Here is a 21,107-nt window from a genome sequence, read left to right on the forward strand (position 1 = left end):
GCCGCAAAACCGGCCCATGCCGCAGGGCGTGGACCGGTTGCAGGTCAGCTGGAACCGTATCGGCGCGGGATGCCCGCGCCGATCAGGATCAGGCTGCGGTTGCCGTCGCCGTGCTGGCCTTGCGCACTTCGCGCTTGAGGCGACGCGCACGCAGCGAGAGATCCTCGTCGCTGGTCTTGAGCAGCCAGTTGTCGAGACCGCCATTATGCTCGACCGAACGCAGGCCGTGCGTCGAAACGCGCAGGCGAACGCTCTTGCCGAGCAAATCCGAGATCAGCGTAACGTTCTGCAGGTTGGGCAGGAACGTGCGCTTGGTCTTGTTGTTGGCGTGGGAGACGTTGTGTCCCACCTGCCGGCCCTTGCCGGTCAGCTCGCAAATGCGCGACATCGCTTAAATCCTGATTTTTAGCCTAAGCCGGAAAGGCCGCGCCGATACCCCCTTCGTGCAGGGACGTCAACCAATTCGCCGATCAAAGCTGCACGAACCACGCAACCAGCGGCGGGGATCGGGCGTTATTACGCAAACAATTCAAACACGGGAAGACGATAGATGCGCGCAATCCTGACTTTGATCGGCCTCGCGGCCCTCGTCCTGGTAGGCCTTTTGGCGACCGGCATGCTGCGGCTCGACCAGCAGACCGGAGCTTCGCTGCCCCGCGTGACCTTCAGCGCCGAGGGCGGCCAATTGCCCAAGTTCAAGGCCGAGACCGGCACGGTCGGGATCGGTAGCTCGAACAAGTCCGTCGAGCTGCCCACGGTGGAAATGAAGGATACCACCGTCAGCCTGCCGACGATCGAAGTGAAGCAGGCGGGCGCCAAGCCGACGCCCACCCCTGCACCGTGAGCCGCGCAACGCCGGGCCGAATCTCGGCGGCGGTGTTGCTACCGCCGCTCGGCACCTATCTCGCGCGCGGGCCTGGCCGCGATTTCCTGATCACCTGCGGCTTGACCGTGCTCGGGTTTGTGCCGGGCGCGGCCTATGCGCTGTGGAGCGTAGTGCGGCGCGAGGGGGTGGCGGAGCGGCTGGAGCCGGCGAAAGCCTAGTCCATCGGCCCTGCCTTCTAACGCCTTGCAATGTGGGATTTTGTCCGCTTGGCGACCGGCCAACTCTGCGCTCTCAGACGACTGGGAAGAGGCGCAGTTCGCGCGACGTGCTGACAGTGTCAACCTAGTGTAAACTTCCGCTAGCGATTGCGGGTTTTCGTTACGCGCCCTAACCCGCAGCCATGTTCCCTCTGCCCGAACCGATGCGCGCGGCGCTCGACGCTGCGGTGCGCGCCGCAGCGGAGGGGGAGGTGCCGGTGGGCGCGGCGATCGTCCGCGATGGCGCGATCCTCGCGGTCGCCGCAAATGCCCCGCGCACGCTCCACGATCCCACTGCCCATGCCGAGATGCGCGCGATCCGCGCGGCGGCATCGCTGCTCGGGCGCGATCGGCTCGAGGATTGCGACCTGTGGGTGACGCTCGAACCTTGCGCCATGTGCGCCGGCGCGATCGCGCATGCCCGCATCGCTCGGCTCTATTACGGCGCCAGCGATCCCAAGGGTGGCGCGGTCGAGCACGGCCCGCGCCTCTTCGGCCAGCCGACCTGCCACCATCGCCCCGAAGTCTATCCGGGCATCGGCGAAGCCGAGGCAGGCGCCGTGCTGCGGGATTTCTTTCGCGCTCGGCGCTGAAAAAGCTTCAGCCTGGGTTCAGCCAATCCGTGCTATACGCCCCTGCATGCGTGGATTCATCAAGCCCCTGCTCCTCGGTGCGGCCCTGCTCTCGGTGCCTGCCCTCGCTGCAACCCGCGATACGCCGGAGGTCAAGCTTCAGAAGCTGATCGGCGAGCGTGTCGCCGGTGCCCCTGTCGATTGCATCGATCTGCACGGCTCGCAATCGAGCCAGATCATCGATGGCAAGGCGATCGTCTATCGCTCGGGCGCGAAGCTCTATGTCAACACGCCCAAGTCCGGCGCCGAATCGCTCAACGACGATGATATCCTGGTGACCAAGACGTTCAGCTCGCAGCTCTGCCGGATGGATGCGGTCCATATGGTCGATCGCAGCTCGGGCTTCCCGCGCGGTTTCGTGCTGCTCGACAAATTCGTGCCCTATACCAAGGCGAAGACGTCCAAATAGCCGCAGCCAGGCGCTTATTGCTGGCGTGGATCGCCCTGGGCGCACGACAGCGGTTGTAGAGCGCGCCGCGATGCGGATATGGAGGGGGTCTCACCATGAACGCTCCCTTCCCCTGGATCGACGTCGCGATCATCCTCGTGCTGGTCGCCGTCAACGGCGTCTTCTCGATGTCCGAGCTCGCGATTGTATCGGCTCGAACCGCGCGCCTCGAAGCGATGGCGCGCATCGGCAATCGCGGCGCGGCAACGGCGATCCAGCTCGCCGCGGACCCTGGCAAGTTTCTCTCCACCGTCCAGATCGGGATCACGCTGATCGGCATCGTCGCGGGCGCCTATTCGGGCGCCAGCCTGGGCGAGCCGGTGGCCAAGCGGCTGGAATGGCTCGGCGTTGACCCGGAATATGCCCATACCGCCGCCATTGCGGTAGTGATCGGACTTACCACTTACGCTTCGCTGGTGATCGGCGAGCTGGTGCCCAAGCAGTTCGCGCTGCGCTCGCCCGAGCCGATCGCCGCGATCATGGCCGTGCCGATGCTGTGGCTCAGCCGGATCACCGCGCCGATCGTGTGGACGCTCGACTCGTCGAGCGCGCTTATCTTCAAGCTGATCGGGCTCAATCGCGAATCGGAGAATCGCGTCACTGCCGAGGAGCTGCATCTGATCGTCGCCGAGGCCAGCAAGTCGGGCGTGATCGAGGAGCATGAGCGCTCGATCATCTCGGGCGTGGTCCGTCTCGCCGATCGGCCGGTGCGCGAAGTGATGACGCCGCGCACCGATGTCGACTGGCTCGACGTCGATCTCGACGCGGCGGGCATCCGTGAGGCACTGCTCTCGACGCCGCACACGCGGCTGCCGGTTGCCGAAGGCTCGGTCGATTCAGTGATCGGCGTCGTCCAGGCGCGCGATATCGCCGCGGCGCTGTTTCGCGGCGAACCGCTCGAATTGCGGCGCCTGATGCGCACGGCGCCGGTGCTCCCCGACCAGGTCGACGCGATGGACGCGCTGATGGCGCTGCGCCGCGCCGAAGTGCCGATGGGGCTGGTCCATGACGAATATGGCCATTTCGAAGGCATCGTGACGCCGGCAAACCTGCTTGCGGCGATCGCCGGCGAGTTCGCCTCGGACGCCGAACCCGGCGAGAATCCCAATGTCGTGGTGCGCGAAGACGGCTCGCTGCTCGTCTCCGGCCAAATGCCCGCCGACGCCCTTGCCGACCGTCTCGGTCTCGATCTCCCCGAGGACCGCGACTATGCTACCGTTGCCGGCCTCGCGCTGGCGGTGCTCAAGCATCTTCCCATCGAAGGCGAAGTGTTCAGCGAACAGGGCTGGCGCTTCGAGATCGTCGACATGGACGGCCGCAAGATCGACAAGCTGCTGGTACGCGAAGAGGCCTGAGCCTCAGAGCTTGCCGAAAACGGCCTCATAGCCATCGGTATCACCGCGCGCGAGGAAGCCCGCCTGCTCGACCCAGCGATCGCGGTGGAGGCGGCCCTTGAAGTTCTCCAGTTGCGCGTCGAGCGCCTCGGCCTCGGTGGGGCTGAGCGCAGCGATCTGCGAAAAGCGGGTAATGCCCAGCGCATGCAGCCGATCGGCGACTCGAGGGCCGACGCCTTTCATGCGCGTGAGCGCGTCCGGAGTTTCGGCGGGCAGCGTCGGCTGAAGCTCGGGCGCGGGCGCTTCCTCGGCGATCGGCTCGGGGACCGGCGCGGCGAGATCGGCGGCGATCGATGCCGGTGACGCATCGAGCGGCGCGGCTGCAGCGATCGGCTCGTCGGCGATCGGCGACGGTGCGGTAGCCGGGGTCGGTGCCTCGGCGATTGGTGGCGGCGCGGGCGCAACCGGGGCCGGCGTGCCGGCAAAATGTGCCTCGCCGCGATCCTCGAGCGTGTCGCGGACGTTCTGCCGGCGCCGCGCGAGCCGGGCGCCCCAGAACAGGACGATAAGTGCGAAAGCGATGCCGATGGCGATCAGTACGAAGGGCAGGGTCAACCAGCCAGGTGCACCGTTCATTATCGCCGCAGGCGTCGGCGTAGCCATCTGGTCGTTCATTCTTCCCTCCCGGCCTATGCAATCGCTTAACAACTGCATAGCGCGGCGAAAGGGCCCGTCCAGATGCCGATTGTCCGCCTTCCGTCAAAGCGCCAGATCGCTGGGTCGGTGAGCCGAACCAGTTGGGCTAAGGTATCGCGGCATGGCGCGGAGATCGGGCAGCTTTAACCTGCGTGAAACCGTAAGTCTCCTAACCTTGGTTGCGAATCGCTCCCAAGGGTCAGCAGGTGCTGAGAAGGATACTGCCAGAACAGGTCAAAATGGGCATGTTCATCCACGGCTTCGAGGGTTCGTGGCTGAAGCACCCTTTCTGGCGGACGCGGTTCCTTCTAGAGCGTCCGTCGGATTTGGAACTGCTCCGCGCGAGCGATGTCCCCGCCGTACTTATAGATGATTCGCGCGGGCTGGGCCTTGCCGCGCCGACCACCGAGGCGCCAGCAGGGCGATCGCGCCCGGTGTTGCGGCACACCCCTGTCGCGATGAGCTTTGAGCCGCGCCATAGCGCCAGGATTGACAAGGAACACGCCAAGCAGACGATCGCGCGTTCCAAACAGGCCGTGAAGGGCATCTTCAACGGCGCCCGCGACGGTCAGCCGATCGACGTCGCGCAGGCGGAGCCAGTCGTTGCCGAAATCTCGGATTGCGTCGAACGAAATCCGGCGATGTTCATCGATATCTCGCGGCTCAAGTCGAAGGACGAATATACCTATCTCCATTCGGTGTCGGTTTGCGCGCTGATGGTCAATTTTGCCCGCAAAATCGGGCTCGACGAGGAAACGGTGCGCGCAATGGGGCTCGCCGGGCTGCTCCACGATGTTGGCAAGATGACCGTGCCGCTCGAAGTGCTCAACAAGCCTGGCCGGCTCGACGAGGACGAGTTCTCGCTGATCAAGGCGCATCCCGAGCGCGGGCACGAGATGCTGGTCGGCGGCGACGGCGTGAACCAGGAGACGCTCGACGTTGCGTTGCTGCATCATGAAAAGATCGACGGCACCGGCTATCCCTTCGGGCTTAGGGGCGTGGCGATCAGTCAGGCGGCGCGGATGGGGGCGATCTGCGACGTGTTCGACGCGCTGACCTCGGACCGCGCCTACAAGGCGCGCTGGACACCGCTCAAGGCGGTGACCGAAATGCAGGGCTGGGCGGGGCATTTTGATCCCGACCTGTTGTTCGATTTCTGCCGCAGCGTCGGCGTGGTGCCGACCGGCATGCTGGTGCGGATGCGTTCGAATCGGCTCGGCATCACGTTGCCCGATGGCGGCAAAGGCTCGCGCAGCAAGGTGCGGGTGTTCCATTCCGCGGTCGAGCGCGCGCCGGTCGCGCTAGAAGACATCTTCCCCTGGCTTGATAATGCCGGCGACCAGATCATCCGCGCCGAGGATCCTGGTCGCTGGGGTTTCACTGATTGGGCGGGAATGTCCGAACAGCTTAGCGAAGGTCGCGCCGTCCGCCGCTGGGCCTGAACGCGTCAGCGCTCGCGTTCGACTTCACGCCAGCCAATGTCGCGGCGGCAGAAGCCGGTGGGGAAATCGATTGCATCGACTCCGCGATATGCCGCCGCCTTTGCCTCGCGAACGCTCGCTCCGGTCGCCGTGACTGCCAGCACGCGGCCGCCACTCGCCACCAGAGTGCCGCCATGACGGCGCGTGCCGGCGTGAAACACCTTTGCGCCAGTGGCTTCGGCTGCGTCGATCCCGCGGATCCCGCCGCCGGTCTCGGACGTGCCGGGATAACCCTTCGCCGCCATCACCACGGTCAGCGCCGGTTCGGCCGAGAAGACCGGCGCGGGCTGGGCGGCAAGCTCGCCCTTGTCGATCGCCACCATCAGCGCGAGCAGATCGCCTTCGAAACGCAGCATCAGTACCTGGCATTCGGGGTCGCCGAACCGGGCGTTGTATTCAATCAGCTTGGGGCCCTGCGGGGTGAGCATCAGCCCGGCATAAAGCACGCCCGAATAGGGCGCGCCCTGCCGCGCGAGCGCCTCGATCGTCGGTTTGACGATCGTCTCGATCGCCTCCGCCTCGAGTTCGGGCGTAAGCACGCGCGCCGGGCTATAGGCGCCCATCCCGCCGGTATTGGGGCCGGTATCGCCGTCACCGACGCGCTTGTGGTCCTGCGCCGATCCGAAAGGTACGATCGTCGTCCCATCGGTTAGCACGAACAGGCTGGCCTCTTCGCCTTCGAGGAATTCCTCGATCACCGCGCTGCCGCCTGCCTCGGCGAAGATTGCCACGATCGCGCCCTCTGCTTCCTCGCGGGTCATCGCGACGGTGACGCCCTTGCCTGCGGCGAGGCCATCGGCCTTGATCACTACCGGCAGGGGAAAATCGTCGAGCGTGGCAAGGCCGCCGTCGCGGCTCTCGACGCGGACATAGCCCGCAGTCGGGATCTTCTCGCGCGCGCAAAGGTCCTTGGTGAAGCCCTTTGATCCTTCGAGCTGGGCGGGAAGCTTGTTGGGGCCGAACACGCCGACGCCCATCGTGCGCAGATTGTCGGCGAGACCGGCAACCAGCGGCGCCTCGGGCCCGATGACGACGAAGCCGATCGAATGGCGGATGCAGAAATCGATCACCGCGCGATGGTCGTTGATCGCAAGATCAACGATCTCGGCATGCTCGGCTATTCCCGGATTGCCCGGGGCGGCGTAGAGCCGCGCCAGCAGCGGCGATTGTGCGAGCTTCCAGGCGAGCGCATGTTCGCGGCCTCCCGACCCAAGCAGCAGGACGTTCATGGCCGACCCCCTTTTCGATACGTCATCCGGGCGGCTCGTAGCCGAGCAAATGCCGGGGGACAACGCACCAGCCATGAGCGTCAGCGAACTCTCGCAATCGCTCAAGCGGATGGTCGAGGGCGAATTCGGCCATGTCCGCCTGCGCGGCGAGATTTCGGGCTGGAAACGCGCCGCATCGGGCCATGCCTATCTGGCGCTCAAGGATGCCGACGCAGTGATCGACGGTGTGATCTGGCGTGGCGCGGCGGCGGCACTGCCGTTCGCAGCGCAGGACGGGCTGGAGGTGATCGCGACCGGCAAGCTCACCACCTATCCCGGCCGCTCCAAATACCAGATCGTCATCGAACGTATGGAGCTTGCCGGCGAAGGCGCGCTGATGGCGCTGTTCGAGAAATTGAAGGCCAAGCTGGCGGGCGAGGGGCTGTTCGATCGCGCCGCCAAGAAGCCGCTGCCGCACATGCCGCGCACGATCGGAGTGGTAACGTCGCCCACAGGCGCGGTGATCCGCGACATCCTCCACCGGCTCGCCGATCGCTTCCCGAGCCATGTCGTGGTGTGGCCGGTCAAGGTGCAGGGCGAGGGCGCCGCCGCCGAAATCGCCGCGGCGGTGCGGGGGTTCGATGCGCTTCCCGTCGAGGGCGGCCCGGTGCGGCGGCCCGACCTGCTGATCGTCGCGCGCGGCGGCGGCTCGATCGAGGATCTGTGGGCGTTCAACGAGGAAGTCGTGGTGCGTGCAGTTGCGGGCTGCTCGATCCCGGTGATCTCGGCGGTCGGCCATGAGACCGATACCAGCCTGTGTGACTTCGCCGCCGATCTGCGCGCGCCGACGCCCACTGCGGCGGCCGAGATCGCGGTGCCGGTGCTCGCCGATGTCCGCCACACCGTTGCGACGCTGGCGCACCGCACCGAACGCTGCGTACGCCGCTATCACGAACGCGCGTTCGAACGGCTCGCCGCGCTGGTCCGCGTGCTGCCGAAGCGTGATGCCCTGCTCGGTCCGCAGCGGCAGAAGATGGACGATATGGGCGCGCGGCTCGACCGTGCGCTCGAACGCCGTGTGACCTTGGCGCGGGGCCAGCTCGATCGCTCGGCCGGTGCGCTGCGTCCGGCGATGCTCGACCAGCGTCTCGCCACCGCGCGCCAGAAGCTTGGCGGAGTCGGGCGGCACCTCGACCTCGTTCATCCCGAGCTCCCGCTCAAAAAGGGCTATGCCTGGGTGGAGGCGCGCGGCACGAGGAAGGTCATCGGCACCGCCGAGGCTGCGCGCGGCGCGGGCGCTGTGACGCTCCACTTCGCCGATGGCGCGGTCGATGCGCGGGTTGAGCGGCCGGGCGGCAAATCCTATGGTGGGGCCAGCCCCGAGCAGCCGAGCCTGCTCTAGAGTTTCGCAGCGAGAGACGTTCCCATGCTGATGGCCCACCCCCCGCGTGCCGCGAGGCTTCACTATATGGCCAACGGGTTTCGCATGCTCGCCTCGGGCGATCATGTCGTCTGCGCGGTGAGCGGCGAGCGGATCCCGCTCGATGCGCTGCGCTATTGGAGCGTCTCCGCGCAGGAGCCATACGCCAGCGCCGAACTCGCCAGCCAGGCGACGCAGGGCCGATGATCGCGCGCGGTGTCGCGCTGATCGCCTTGCTGGCCTTCGGCGCCGGGGGACGGCCGAACCTGCGCCGCAGCAAGGCGCGCCGATCCCGCCCCCGCCTGTCCTCTCCGACGCCTTCGGACTGCGCGGCCAGCCGATCCAGGGCGGACTGCTCACGGGCACCGCACCGCGCGGCACCAGATCCCTGAACCTCGATGGCAAACCGGTGACGCTTGCCCCCGATCGCCGCTTCCTGATCGGCTTCGACCGCGATGCGGGCCCGAGCGCGGCGCTGGTCGCGCGCCTCGATGATGGCCGCGAGCTGCGCCAGGCGATCAGCGTGCGCCCGCGCGCCTGGGACCTTTCGCGGCTCAACACGCTGCCCAAATATCCGGTTCCGCGCCCCGAATTCGAGCGGCTGCGTAAGCCCGAGCTCGACCAGATCGAGGCGGCGCGTGCGCGGGCTACCGATGCGCAGGGCTGGCGGCAGGCATTCCTGTGGCCGATCACCGGGCGCATCTCGACGCTGTTCGGCTCGCAGCGGATCTATGCCGGCGAGCCCGGCGCCTATCATTCGGGAATCGATATCGCGCGCCCGACTGGCACGATCGTGCTCGCCCCCGCCGACGGCGTCGTGGTCCTCGCCGCCACCGCGCCGTTCACGCTCGAAGGGCGGCTGCTGATGATCGATCATGGCGGGGGATTGAACAGCGCGTTCATGCACTTGTCGCGCATCGACGTGGCCGTGGGAGCCCGCGTCCGCCGCGGTCAGCCGATCGGCGCGGTGGGGATGACGGGGCGTGCAACCGGGCCGCATCTGCACTGGGGACTGAAGTGGCGCGACGCGCGCATCGATCCCCTGCTTGTCGCCGGTCCGATGCCTGTTTCCGAATGATTTCAGGGCTTCGCCGCGACAACATTAATTAACAATACTACGTATCGTGGCGCAACATAAATGCGCGCATGTGTTATTTCGGATACACTCGTACCTAAAGGTCGCAATGTCGTCGATTTGCATCCTTTACAGCCCATAGCGCCCGCTCCATCCCCCGCGCCAAGCTTTGCCCGACATGCGTCCAGCGCGTGCGCGGTGAAGCCGGGAGACATCCGAATCGACGCCGTGCTGTGGCGCGAGACGGGACAAGCGAGGGATATTCATGAAGCATACGCAATTCGCACGCCTGCGCGGCAGCTCGGCCTTGTCCGCGCTGGTGCTCGCAGGGTCGCTGTTCGCGGCGCCGGCGTTCGCGCAGGACACGACGGCGCCGGCCCAGGCCGAGACGCAGACCGACGACCAGACCCAGGGCGACATCGTCGTCACCGGCTCGCTGTTCCGCCGCACCGACACCGAAACGCCTTCCCCGGTTACCGTCCTGACGGAAGAGTCGCTCTCCCGCGCCGGCGTTACCAATATCAACGACGCGATCCGCTCGGTTTCCGCCGATAGCGCCGGCTCGATCTCGACCGGCTTCCAAGCCGGCTTCTCGGCAGGCGGCGCGGCAGTGTCGCTGCGTGGCCTCGGCGTGTCCTCGACCCTCGTCCTGATCGACGGCTTGCGTTCGGCGAATTTCCCGCTGAACGACGACGGCCACAACGCCTATACCGATCTAAATTCGATCCCGTTCAGCGTGGTCGAGCGCGTCGAAGTGCTGAAGGACGGCGCATCGTCGACCTATGGCGCCGAGGCGATCGGTGGCGTGGTCAACGTCATCCTCAAGAAGCAGTTCACCGGCCTGGCCGGCACGATCGAAGGCGGCGTCGCCGAAAAGGGCTATGGCGCGCGCTATCGCGGCAACCTGACCGCCGGCTTCGGTGACTATGAGTCCACTGGCTGGAACTTCTACGTCAACGGCGAATATCAGCGCGACAGCCGTATCTCCGGCAAGGACGTCGGCTTCCCCTACAACACGACCGACCTGAGCTCGATCGGCCTTCTCGACCAGAATCTGGACGATAGCTCGGTCACCGGCACCAGCAACAACGGCACCGTCGACGCACTGGTCGCCCGCACTACCCAGGCGGACCTCAACAACCCGTTCACCGGCGGCCTGGCGCTCACGCCGAACGGCACCTTCCTCAACGCAGATGGCCAACCGACCAACTACAGCAACTTCACTCTGCTGAGCCCGACTTGCGCCAACGGTACCTTCACCGTCACCAGCGGTGCCACGCGCGGTACGGGCTGCCGTCATAACACCACCAACGAATATAGCCAGGTCCAGCCGTTTCAGGAGCGTTTCTCGGTCACTGGTCGTCTCAGCATCCGGCTGACCGACAATATCGAAGCCTATGTGCTGGGCAGCTATTCGCACAGCCAGGTCAACATCAGCGCCACCGCGCCGTCGATCCGTCAGCGCCAGCCCTATGGCGCGTCGCCGACCGTCGCATCCAACAATCCGGGCGTGGTGCTGCCATATTATGTCTGCGCGGCGGGCGTGAACTGCATCACTGCGGCGGACCGCCGCCTCAATCCGAACAACCCCTATGCAACCGTCAATGGCGCCGACGCGGCGACCGCAGCGGCAAATGCGGCACGCATCTATTATCGCTTTGGCGACATCTATGCAGGCTCCGAGCGTGGTAACGAAGTCATCCGCGGCGCGATCGGCCTCAACGGCACCATCGACGACAACACCAACTGGCGTGTCGAGGCCGTCGGCGCGCGCGACAACCTCGAGCTGAACTCGTTCGGCACGATCAACATCGCCGGCCTTCAGCAGGCGATCAACACCGGCGCTTATAACTTCATCAACCCGTCGCTGAACACCGAAGCGGTGCGTCAGCAGATCGCGCCCGACATTCAGGCGCTGTCGCATACCTCGCTCGCGTCGCTCGACGCGTCGATCTCGCATGCGTTCTTCCAGCTTCCCGGTGGTCCCTTCCAGGTCGCGGTCGGCGGACAGGTTCGCCGCGAGACGCTCGAGAACAACAGCCTGAACCCGACGCTTTCGAACTATGCCAACACTGCGGCGGCCTTTGGTGCGCATACCGTGTCGGCGGCTTATTTCGAAGTTAGCGCGCCGATCCTCAACCAGCTCGAAGTCAATGCCTCGGGCCGTTATGATCACTATTCGGAAGGCTTCAGTCACTTCTCGCCGAAGATCGGTGCCAAGTTCACGCCGATCAAGCAGCTGGCGATCCGCGGCACCTATTCGGAGGGCTTCCGCGCTCCGACCTTCGCCGAGAGCAATCCGCGGTCGAGCTTCCCGGGCTTTGTGACGTACACGCCGCCGTGCAGCTTCATCCTTGCACACGGTGGAACCGTGAATCCGGATGATCCGACCAAGTGCATCGCCGGCAGCAATCCCTACGCCCAGGCTTACAGCGTCGGCGGCGGCTTCTCGGGTAACCCGGACCTAAAGCCGGAAACATCGCGCAGCTTCACCGGCGGCGCGGTGTTCGAGCCGATCCGCGGGCTCAGCTTCACGGTCGACTATTATAACGTGAAAAAGAACGACGTGATCGTTGCAGGTCCGAACCTCGGCGCTGCGCGCTCGGCCTATTTTGCCGGAAAGCCGCTGCCGGAGGGTTATACGGTCGGCGCGGTCGACGCGATCGATCCGCTCTATCCGACGGCTCTGCCGCGCGTGTTGATCATCAACGCACCGTACGTGAATGCAGGGTACTTCAAGACCCAGGGCCTGGACTTCTCTGCAACTGCAGACATCAAGATCACCGATGGCGTGCGGTTCATCAGCCGCCTCGACGTCAACAAGATCCTGAAGTTCAACGTCGATCTCGGCGATGGCGTTGTCCGCAAATATGTCGGCACGCTTGGACCGTACGAACTGTCGTCGGGCGCCGGTACGCCGGAATGGCGTGGCAACTGGCAGAACACGCTCGAACTCGGCGACTTCTCGATCACTGCGACGACTTATTATGTCTCGAAGATCAAGGCAGTCGCAGCGGACGAGTATGACGCGGACGATAACGGCAATGTCGACTTGTCGTGCGACAACAACCTGTACGGCACCGGCAACGATGCGTGCACGATCAAGCGCTTCATTTATACCGATCTGAATGCGTCGATCCGTGTCAACGACGGTTTCACGTTCTTCGCGAATGTGGGCAACATCACCAACGCCAAGGCGCCGATTGCTCCGGCATCCTATTCGGGCATCAACTACCTGCCGACCTGGCATTATGCCGGCGTCGTCGGCCGCACCTTCCGTGCGGGCGCTTCGTTCAAGTTCTAAGAACTTCGAGACGAAAATTAAGTGGGGGCGGTTCCGCAAGGAGCCGCCCTTTCTTTTTGCAACGATTACAAGCGCATCCGCCCTCTAGTCGGCGCATTGCTGCCAGCAACAAATGTTGTATTTCGGCAACATGCCGGACTTGTTTGCACCTGCAGCATGCAGGGGTGATTTACAGGCGCACGACGCCGTGTTTCCCTCGGACATTGCGGCTTCCCGAACGCAAAAAAGGCGAAGGAAAGCCGCTGGAGGCGGTCAATCGGCCGTGAAGAGGGAAGGTAAAATCATGAAGCAACAACTCGCCCAATATTTGCGGCGAACCGCGGCTCCGCTTGCGCTTGGCGCGGCGATGCTCTCGGTTCCTGCCTATGCGCAGACGCAGGAGGCGCCGGCCGCAGGACCCGTCGAAGGGCAGGTGCCCGAGACCGACCATGCCACCGACAGCCAGCCCGATATTCTGGTCACCGGATCGCGCATTCCCCAGGCGAACATCACTTCGACTGCACCAGTGACCGTGATCGGCGCCGAGGACGTCAAGCTCCAGGGCACGACGCGCGTCGAGGACTTGCTCAATTCGCTCCCCGCGGTCTTCGCCAGCCAGGCGTCGACGCTTTCCAACGGCGCCGACGGCACTGCGTCGGTCGATTTGCGCGGTCTTGGCACCAGCCGCACGCTCACTCTGGTCAATGGCCGCCGCCTGCTGCCGGGTGACCCGAGCCCGACTGCGGGCTCGGCTGCCGACATCAACATCATCCCGGCCTCGATGCTCAAGCGCGTCGAAGTGCTCACCGGCGGCAACGTCGTCGATGGCGGCCAGTTCGATGCGACCTTCTCGGTCGGCACCAGCTTTGGCGGCGACGATCGCGGGCACGCCATGGCCTATTTCGGCTATCGGCACGTCAACGCCGTCACCCAGTCGCGGCGCGACTATAGCGCCTGCACCATCCAGAACGGCGGCGCCGGCGCGCCCCAGTGCGGCGGATCGCTGACCTCGGCAAACGGCACGGTCATCCTGTTCGACCCGACGCTCAACACCGCATCGTCGACGGTTTACACATTCATGCCAGGCGGCGGTTTCGAGAACACCACCACGCGCTACAATTTCGCGCCGACCAACTATTTCCAGCGGCCCGACGAACGCTACACTGCGGGCGTCTTCGCCAATTACGACGTCGACGACGCGTTCAAGCCGTATCTCGAATTCATGTTCATGGACGACCGCACGGTCGCCCAGATCGCGCCGTCGGGCGATTTTGGCAACACGCTGACGGTGAATTGCGACAATCCGCTGCTCTCGGGGGCGCAGTACGACGTCGCCTGTGCGCCGGGCAATCTGATCAACGGCTTCCTGGGCACCTTCCCGCTGGCTTCGGCGGCACCTTATAACAATGGTCTTAACGGAACGCCTGGGTCCGGAGCCGCGCCGCTGACCTTCTTCGATCCGGTGACCGGCGAGCCGTACAACAAGGCGTTCTTCCAGGTGCTGCGGCGTAACGTCGAGGGCGGTCCGCGCCGGTCCGACCTCCAGCACACCAACTATCGTGCAGTGATCGGCGCCAAGGGCGACCTCTCGTCGGCATGGTCGTACGATGCCTATTATCAGTTCGGCCGAGTCAAATATTCGCAGGTCTATTCGAACGAATTCTCGGTCGCGCGGCTGAACAAGGCGCTCGACGTGGTTTCCGGTCCGGGGGGAACGCCAATCTGTCGTTCGGTCCGCGACGGCACCGATCCGAACTGCGTGCCCTACAATATCTTCGCGGGGCCGGGGCAGGTCAGCCCGGCAGCCGTCGCCTATCTCTCGGCAACCGGTTTCCAATCGGGCCAGACCACCGAGCAGGTGGCCAATGCCTCGTTTACCGGGCAGCTCGGCGAATGGGGGCTGCAGACGCCCTGGGCAAGCGATGGCATCGGCATCAACATCGGCGCCGAATGGCGCAAGACCGAACTCGAGCTCCAGACCGACAACGCCTTCTCGACCGGCGATTTGACCGGCCAGGGTGGCGCAACGCTGCCGATCCAAGGCAGCTTCCGCGTGTTCGAACTGTTTGGCGAGACGCAGATCCCGATCGTCCAGAACAACTTCATCGATCTGTTGTCGCTCAATGCGGGCTATCGCCACTCGTCGTACAAGACGAGCGCCGATCGCAAGTACGACACCGATACCTACAAGGTCGGCATCGACTTCGCGCCGATCTCGGACATACGCTTCCGCGCAACCTACAACCGCGCAGTGCGGGCGCCGAATATCCAGGAGCTGTTCGCGACGCCGACGGTGGGGCTCAACGGCTCGGCCGATCCGTGCGCGGCGTTGACCGACGCGAATGGAGACCCGCGTCCGGTTGCGGCGACCGATTATGGTTGCCGAGCGCAGGGCATCGCGGTGGGCCAGGGCATCACCGGCAATCCGGCAGGCCAGTATAACGGCCTGATCGGCGGCAATGCCGATCTGAGCCCCGAAAAGGCGACGACCAAGACGGTCGGTATCGTGTTCCAGCCAAGCTTCCTGTCGCGCTTCGCCCTGACGGTCGACTATTTCGACATCAAGATCGAACAGGCGATTCGGTCGTTCGGGCAGGACGCTATCCTGCAGGATTGCACCGATAATGCGACTGCGACGTTCACGCCCACGTCGTGCGGACTGATCCATCGCGATGCGGCGGGCTCGATCTGGCTGACGCCGGGCGGCTATGTCTCGGATCTGCCGAACAATGTCGGCGAGCTGCAGACCAAGGGCATCGAAGTCGGCGCATCCTATTCGATGCCGCTGGGTGGCCTCGGCCGGCTGTCGCTCAACATGAACGGCACCTATCTCGACAGCTACAAGGTCAATAACGGCCTGACGACGCCCTATGACTGCGCCGGCCTCTACGGTCCGACCTGCAGCATCGGCGGCACCACCGATGCCGGTGCGCCGCTGCCCGAATGGCGGCACAAGCTGCGCGCGACGCTGCAGACCCAGGAAGGGCCGAGCATCTCGGTCCAGTGGCGGCATATCGGCCCGGTCCATGCCGAGACGACGACCGACCAGCCGAGCCTTGCCGGGCAGTTCAACTTCGATCCCGGCACGCGCCTGAAGCCGTTCAACTATATCGACGTGGCGGCCAGCTTCACGGTGGGCAGCGCCTATACGCTGCGCCTCGGCGTCAACAATGTGTTCGACCTCGAGCCACCGCTGGTGACCTCGGGCAATGCGGGACGCGGGGGTTCGAACCTGTGCCCGACCGGCCCGTGCAACGGCAACACCTATCCGGCGACCTATGACGCGCTGGGCCGCTACCTGTTCGCAGGCGTGACCCTGAACTTCTAAGTCCCGCGACGTCACCTTCGAGGGGCGGCTGGCCGAGCGCCGGCCGCCCCTTTTGTTTGGTTGCGCGGGCGCCGCCGCTGCGGCCATAGTCGCCGGCATGGCAACGGCACCCGAACTGGACTCGGCAACCACGCAGGCGCTGCGTGCGGCGATGGGCGCGGCGCAATCGGGCGATCTCCCCGCCGCCGCTGCGATCGCCCGAGCCGCGCTGGCGGAGGCCGCGCAGCCCGCGCCGCTCCACGCGTTTCTCGGCATGCTGTCGGCGCGCGCCGGCGATCTGGCGGGTGCGGCGGGGCATCTCCGCTCGGCGCATGCCGCACGCCCCGGCGACACCACGATCGCGTGCAACCTGATCGCGGTGCTGATCGACCTGGGCGACCAGGCGGTCGCGCTCGAGATTGCCTCGGCCGACCGCGCCTTTGCCGACCCGACGCTGCGGATCGCGCGCTATCGCGGCTTCCTGGCGCAGGCGCTGGGGCTGCTCGCCGAGGCGGCGGAGGCCTATGCCTTCGTCCTCGCCCGCGCGCCGAACGATTTCGAGAGCTGGAACAATCTGGGCAATGCGCGCTCGGCGCTGGGCGACTATGCCGGCAGCATCGCCGCGCTGGAACGCGCGATCGCGCTCGATCCCGCCGCCGCGCCGACGCGGATGAACCTGGCGACTGCGCTGCGCGCCGCCGGCCGCCGCGCCGACGCCGAGACGGTGCTGCGCGCCGCCGCCGCCGATTTCCCGGACGATGCACGCCCCCTTCACGATCTCTATGTCCAGTTCAAGAGCGATGCGCGGCACGAGGAGGCGCTCGCGGCATTGGAAGAGGCCGCGCGTCGCGATCCGGACAGTGCCGCAGTCCAGCTCAAGCTTGGCATCGAATATGGCCTGGTGATGGACCCGGAAGGCGCCGAGCGCGCCTATCGCCAAGTGCTCGCGATCACCCCGGACGAGCGCGACGCCTATCTCGGACTCGCGATCCAATATGAGCACACCAACCGCGAAGAAGAATTCGCGCCGCTGATCGCGCTGGGCGAAGCCAATGGGCTCGAGATCGGCGCGCTGAGCTTCCTGCGCGCGCTCGAGCATCGCCGCGCCAAGCGCTTCGAGGAAGGGCTGGCCTGCCTCGAACAGGTGCCGCCCGAGATCGAACCGGAACGCACCGCGCAACTCCGCGCGACGCTGCTCGACCGGCTCGGGCGATCCGACGAAGCCTTTGGCTGGTTCGAAGAGACGGCGAAGCGCCACGCGGCCAATCCGTCCGAACCGCTCGCGCGGGCAGGCGAATTGCGCGCGGAGCTCTGCGGCGAGCTGGTGAAGATGACGCCCGCCTGGGCCGCAAGCTGGACCCCAGCGCCCGCTTCGGAGCATCCCGCCCCGGTCTTCCTCGTCGGCTTCCCGCGATCGGGAACGACGTTGCTCGACACCATCTTGATGGGACACCCGGACGCCGTGGTGCTCGAGGAAAAGCCGCCGCTCAACCTCGTCGATGAGGCCATCGGCGGGCTCGACGCGCTCGCCACGATGGATGCCGGCGCCATCGCCGGCGCGCGCGCGCGCTATTTCGAGGAAGTCGCCAAGCTCACTTCGCTCGCACCGGGCCAGCTGCTGATCGATAAGTCGCCGCTGTTCCTCCACAAGGTACCGCTGATCCAGCGGCTGTTCCCCGAGGCGCGCTTCATCCTTGCGCTCCGCCATCCGTGCGACGTGCTGCTCAGCTGCTTCATGAGCAACTTCCGGCTCAATCGCGCGATGTCGAACTTCCTGCGGCTGGAAGATGCCGCCGAACTCTACGATCTCAGCTTCCGCCATTGGGAGCGCGCCAATGCGCTGTTCGCATTGCCGTCGCGCCGCATCGTCTATGAGCGGCTGATCGAGGACGTCGAAGCCGAGGTCCGGCCGCTGTTCGATTGGCTGGGGCTCGATTGGCATCCGCAGGCGCTCGACCACACGGCCACCGCCAAGGCGCGCGGACTGATCACCACTGCCAGCTATTCGCAGGTCACCGAGCCGATCTACAAGCGCGCAGCGGGCCGCTGGCATCGCTATCGCACCCATCTCGAACCGGTGCTGCCGGTGCTGGCGCCCTGGGTCGAGAAATTCGGCTACAGCCTGTGACTGCGCTGGACTCGCGCCTCGGTTCGCGGTCAAAAGACACAGGCTGCCGTTGTCCAACGGCGTTTATTTCGGAAAATTGTGATGCTTAGAATCGCTTCCGCCGCCGTCCTCACGGCATCGTTGTTCTCCATCGCCGCGGCGTCCGCCAGCGTGCAGGAAGCGCCCAAGCGCAAGGGCAGCGATCCCAATGAAGTCGTCTGCAAGAAAGAGGCGGTGCTTGGCAGCCGCCTGCAGACGCGCAAGGTCTGCATGACGCGCTCCGAATGGGCCGGGCAGCGCCAAGCCGACCGCGAGAATGTCGAGCGCTCGCAGACCAATACCTGCCAGCGCCAGGCCGGCTGCTGAGCCGGCATACCGGCAGCCGAAGCTGCCGGTAGCCCTGGATCAGGCTACGCTGAGTGCCAGCGCGCCGTCGCCTTCGTCGATCTTGACCCTCGATCCGTCGCGGACGTCGCCACGCAGGATCAGGTCGGCAAGCGGATCTTGGAGATAGCGCTGCACCGCCCGCTTGAGCGGACGCGCGCCATAGACCGGATCATAGCCCACCCGCCCGAGCCAGGCGCGCGCGGCATCGGTGAGATCGAGCGTGATCTTGCGATCCTTGAGCAGCTTGGCGACGCGGCCGACCTGAATGTCGACGATCGGCGCCATGTGCTCCGCCGCCAGCCGGTGAAACAGGATGATCTCGTCGAGCCGGTTGAGGAACTCCGGACGGAAATGCGCGCGCACTACGTCCATCACCTGCGGCTCGACGTCCTCGACCTTCTGCCCGTCGGCGAGATTGGTGAGATACTGGCTGCCGAGGTTCGACGTTAGGATGATGATCGTGTTCGAGAAATCGACCGTGCGGCCCTGGCCGTCGGTCAGGCGCCCGTCGTCTAGCACCTGGAGCAGCACGTTGAACACGTCGGCATGTGCTTTCTCGACTTCGTCGAACAGTACCACCTGGTAGGGACGCCGCCGCACCGCCTCGGTCAGCACGCCACCTTCCTCATAGCCGACATAGCCGGGAGGGGCGCCGAGCAGCCGCGCGACCGAATGCTTCTCCATGAATTCGCTCATGTCGATGCGCACCATCGCGTTCGAATTGTCGAATAGAAACTCGGCGAGGGCCTTGGTAAGCTCGGTCTTGCCGACGCCGGTTGGCCCGAGGAACAGGAACGAGCCGAGCGGCCGGTTGGGATCCTGCAGCCCCGCGCGCGAACGCCGCACCGCGGTCGACACCGCCTTGACCGCGTCGGCCTGGCCGATCACCCGCTTGCCGAGCTGCTCTTCCATGGCGAGCAGCTTCTCGCGCTCGCCTTCCAGCATCTTGTCCACGGGGATGCCGGTCCAGCGGGCGACCACCGCGGCGATATCCTCGGCGGTGACTTCCTCGCGCAGCATCGCGCCCTTGGTGGTCGTCTGCGCCTCTTCGAGCTGCTTGGTCAGCGCGGGGATCGTCCCGTAATTGAGCTCGGCCATCTTGCCGAGATCGCCGGCGCGCTGCGCCTGGTCGAGCTCGAGCTTGGCGGCTTCCAGCTGTTCCTTGATCTTCGCCTCGGACTGGATCTTGTCCTTCTCGGCCTGCCAGCGTGCCGTCAGTTCGGCCGATTGCTGCTCGAGATTGACCAGCTCGGACTCGAGATTGGCAAGCCGATCGCGTGAGGCGTCGTCGGTTTCCTTCTTCAGCGCCTCGCGCTCGATCTTGAGCTGGATGATCCGTCGATCGAGAGTCTCGATCTCTTCGGGCTTGGATTCGACTTCCATGCGGATGCGCGACGCCGCCTCGTCCATCAGGTCGATCGCCTTGTCGGGCAGGAAGCGATCGGTGATGTAGCGGTTGGAGAGCGTGGCGGCGCTGACGATCGAGGCATCGGTGATGCGCACGCCGTGGTGCAGCTCGTATTTCTCCTTGAGCCCGCGCAGGATCGAGATCGTGTCCTCAACCGTGGGCTCGCCGACGAACACCGGCTGGAACCGCCGCTGCAGCGCGGGGTCCTTCTCGACATATTTGCGATATTCATCGAGCGTGGTCGCGCCGATGCAATGGAGCTCGCCGCGGGCGAGCGCGGGCTTGAGCAGATTGCCGGCATCCATTGCGCCTTCGGATTTCCCGGCGCCGATCAGCTGGTGCATCTCATCGATGAACAGGACGATATGGCCCTCGGCGGCCTTCACTTCGTCGAGCACGCCCTTCAGCCGCTCCTCGAATTCGCCGCGATATTTCGCGCCCGCGATCAGGCTGCCCATGTCGAGCGACATCAGCGTGCGGTCCTTGAGATTGTCCGGCACGTCGCCATTGGCGATGCGCAGCGCCAGCCCCTCGGCGATCGCGGTCTTGCCGACGCCCGGCTCGCCGATCAGCACCGGATTGTTCTTGGTGCGCCGCGCCAGGATCTGGATGGTGCGGCGGATCTCCTCGTCGCGGCCGATCACCGGATCGAGCTTGCCGGCCCTTGCCGCCTCGGTGAGGTCGCGCGCGAATTTCTTGAGCGCGTCATAGCGATCCTCGGCGCCGGCAGTGTCGGCGGTACGGCCGCCGCGCATCGTATTGATCGCGGTGTTGAGCGCATCGGCGCGCGCGTTCGCCGCCTGCAGCGCCTTGCCCGCCGCGGTGTTCAGGCTCAGTGCCAGCGCGACAAGCAGCCGCTCGACGGTAACGAAGCTGTCGCCCGCTTTCTGCGCGATCTGCTCGGCCTGGTCGAGCACGCGGACCAGATCATTGTCGAGCCCCGGCGTCTGCTGCGCGCCGCCGCCCGACACCGCGGGGATCTTCGACAGTGCAAGATCGGTCTCGCTCAGCGCGCGCTTGGCGTCGCCGCCCGCGGCCGCGATCAGCCCGCTCGCCATGCCCTGCTCGTCTTCGAGCAAGGCCTTGAGCAGATGCTCGGGCGCGATGCGCTGGTGATTCATCCGGATTGCGACAGTCTGCGCCGACTGGAGGAAGCCCTTGGCGCGGTCAGTGAATTTGTCGAGGTTCATGGCAATCCCTGTTAGGCTATGACCGACAGATGGTGTTGCATTTCGGCA

The 21,107-nt window shown here is 65.5% G+C and carries 17 protein-coding genes; 13 read left to right on the forward strand and 4 right to left on the reverse strand.

Features of this window, described 5'->3' with window-relative positions; all coding sequences use genetic code 11:
- Positions 1–88: 88 nt before the first annotated feature.
- Entirely contained in the window at positions 89–388 is a 300-nt protein-coding gene (gene rpmB, locus AB2M62_RS19680; RefSeq protein ID WP_404336573.1) for a 50S ribosomal protein L28, read from the reverse strand.
- A gap of 162 nt (positions 389–550) precedes the next feature.
- Between rpmB and AB2M62_RS19685 the strand changes: the two genes are divergently transcribed.
- The 5 genes from AB2M62_RS19685 to AB2M62_RS19705 all read left to right on the forward strand — a co-directional run bounded on the left by AB2M62_RS19685 (position 551) and on the right by AB2M62_RS19705 (position 3,518).
- The gene (locus tag AB2M62_RS19685) at positions 551–844 is read left to right on the forward strand and encodes a hypothetical protein (RefSeq protein ID WP_404336575.1); all 294 of its coding nucleotides are present in this window, start codon (positions 551–553) and stop codon (positions 842–844) included.
- Positions 841–1,044: a YqaE/Pmp3 family membrane protein gene (locus AB2M62_RS19690; protein WP_404336577.1), complete on the forward strand. Its 204-nt coding sequence runs from the start codon at positions 841–843 to the stop codon at positions 1,042–1,044. Before AB2M62_RS19685 ends, AB2M62_RS19690 begins: the two co-directional genes overlap by 4 nt.
- A 203-nt stretch (positions 1,045–1,247) precedes the next feature.
- On the forward strand, positions 1,248–1,676 hold the full coding sequence (locus tag AB2M62_RS19695; protein WP_404340059.1) for a nucleoside deaminase: 429 nt from the start codon (positions 1,248–1,250) through the stop codon (positions 1,674–1,676).
- A gap of 46 nt (positions 1,677–1,722) precedes the next feature.
- Positions 1,723–2,124, forward strand: a complete 402-nt coding sequence (locus AB2M62_RS19700) for a hypothetical protein (protein ID WP_404336579.1) — start codon at positions 1,723–1,725, stop codon at positions 2,122–2,124.
- A gap of 95 nt (positions 2,125–2,219) precedes the next feature.
- Positions 2,220–3,518: a hemolysin family protein gene (locus AB2M62_RS19705; RefSeq protein WP_404336581.1), complete on the forward strand. Its 1,299-nt coding sequence runs from the start codon at positions 2,220–2,222 to the stop codon at positions 3,516–3,518.
- A 3-nt stretch (positions 3,519–3,521) separates the two neighbouring features.
- On the opposite strand, the gene AB2M62_RS19710 is transcribed toward AB2M62_RS19705, so the two are convergent.
- The gene (locus AB2M62_RS19710; protein WP_404336583.1) at positions 3,522–4,172 is read right to left on the reverse strand and encodes a hypothetical protein; all 651 of its coding nucleotides are present in this window, start codon (positions 4,170–4,172) and stop codon (positions 3,522–3,524) included.
- Positions 4,173–4,432: 260 nt separating this feature from the next.
- Here AB2M62_RS19710 and AB2M62_RS19715 point away from each other — a divergent pair, with 260 nt between their 5' ends.
- A complete protein-coding gene (locus tag AB2M62_RS19715) occupies positions 4,433–5,635 on the forward strand; it encodes an HD-GYP domain-containing protein (RefSeq protein ID WP_404336585.1) in 1,203 nt (400 codons plus the stop codon).
- A 5-nt stretch (positions 5,636–5,640) separates the two neighbouring features.
- On the opposite strand, the gene purD is transcribed toward AB2M62_RS19715, so the two are convergent.
- Positions 5,641–6,903: a phosphoribosylamine--glycine ligase gene (purD, locus tag AB2M62_RS19720; protein ID WP_404336587.1), complete on the reverse strand. Its 1,263-nt coding sequence runs from the start codon at positions 6,901–6,903 to the stop codon at positions 5,641–5,643.
- Here purD and xseA point away from each other — a divergent pair.
- From xseA to AB2M62_RS19755, 7 genes are all read left to right on the forward strand, one after another.
- Positions 6,902–8,284 carry an exodeoxyribonuclease VII large subunit gene (gene xseA / locus AB2M62_RS19725; protein ID WP_404336589.1) on the forward strand — a complete coding sequence of 461 codons (1,383 nt, stop codon included), beginning with the start codon at positions 6,902–6,904 and terminating at the stop codon, positions 8,282–8,284. The genes purD and xseA overlap by 2 nt on opposite strands.
- A 24-nt stretch (positions 8,285–8,308) precedes the next feature.
- Positions 8,309–8,509: a DUF2093 domain-containing protein gene (locus tag AB2M62_RS19730; protein ID WP_404336591.1), complete on the forward strand. Its 201-nt coding sequence runs from the start codon at positions 8,309–8,311 to the stop codon at positions 8,507–8,509.
- 82 nt (positions 8,510–8,591) lie between these two features.
- Entirely contained in the window at positions 8,592–9,380 is a 789-nt protein-coding gene (locus AB2M62_RS19735) for a M23 family metallopeptidase (RefSeq protein WP_404340060.1), read from the forward strand.
- A 262-nt stretch (positions 9,381–9,642) separates the two neighbouring features.
- Positions 9,643–12,681 (forward strand): TonB-dependent receptor domain-containing protein, encoded by a 3,039-nt coding sequence (locus tag AB2M62_RS19740; protein ID WP_404336593.1) that lies wholly within the window; start codon positions 9,643–9,645, stop codon positions 12,679–12,681.
- A gap of 283 nt (positions 12,682–12,964) precedes the next feature.
- Positions 12,965–15,988, forward strand: coding sequence for a TonB-dependent receptor domain-containing protein (locus tag AB2M62_RS19745; RefSeq protein WP_404336595.1), 3,024 nt, complete (start codon positions 12,965–12,967; stop codon positions 15,986–15,988).
- A gap of 97 nt (positions 15,989–16,085) precedes the next feature.
- Positions 16,086–18,095 (forward strand): sulfotransferase, encoded by a 2,010-nt coding sequence (locus AB2M62_RS19750; protein ID WP_404336597.1) that lies wholly within the window; start codon positions 16,086–16,088, stop codon positions 18,093–18,095.
- An 81-nt stretch (positions 18,096–18,176) separates the two neighbouring features.
- A complete protein-coding gene (locus AB2M62_RS19755) occupies positions 18,177–18,440 on the forward strand; it encodes a hypothetical protein (RefSeq protein ID WP_404336599.1) in 264 nt (87 codons plus the stop codon).
- A gap of 39 nt (positions 18,441–18,479) precedes the next feature.
- On the opposite strand, the gene clpB is transcribed toward AB2M62_RS19755, so the two are convergent.
- Positions 18,480–21,059: an ATP-dependent chaperone ClpB gene (clpB, locus tag AB2M62_RS19760; RefSeq protein WP_404336601.1), complete on the reverse strand. Its 2,580-nt coding sequence runs from the start codon at positions 21,057–21,059 to the stop codon at positions 18,480–18,482.
- Between the last annotated feature and the right edge of the window lie 48 nt (positions 21,060–21,107).

It is taken from the genome of Sphingomonas sp. MMS12-HWE2-04, from assembly GCF_044881185.1.
Taxonomy (GTDB): Bacteria; Pseudomonadota; Alphaproteobacteria; order Sphingomonadales; family Sphingomonadaceae; genus Sphingomonas.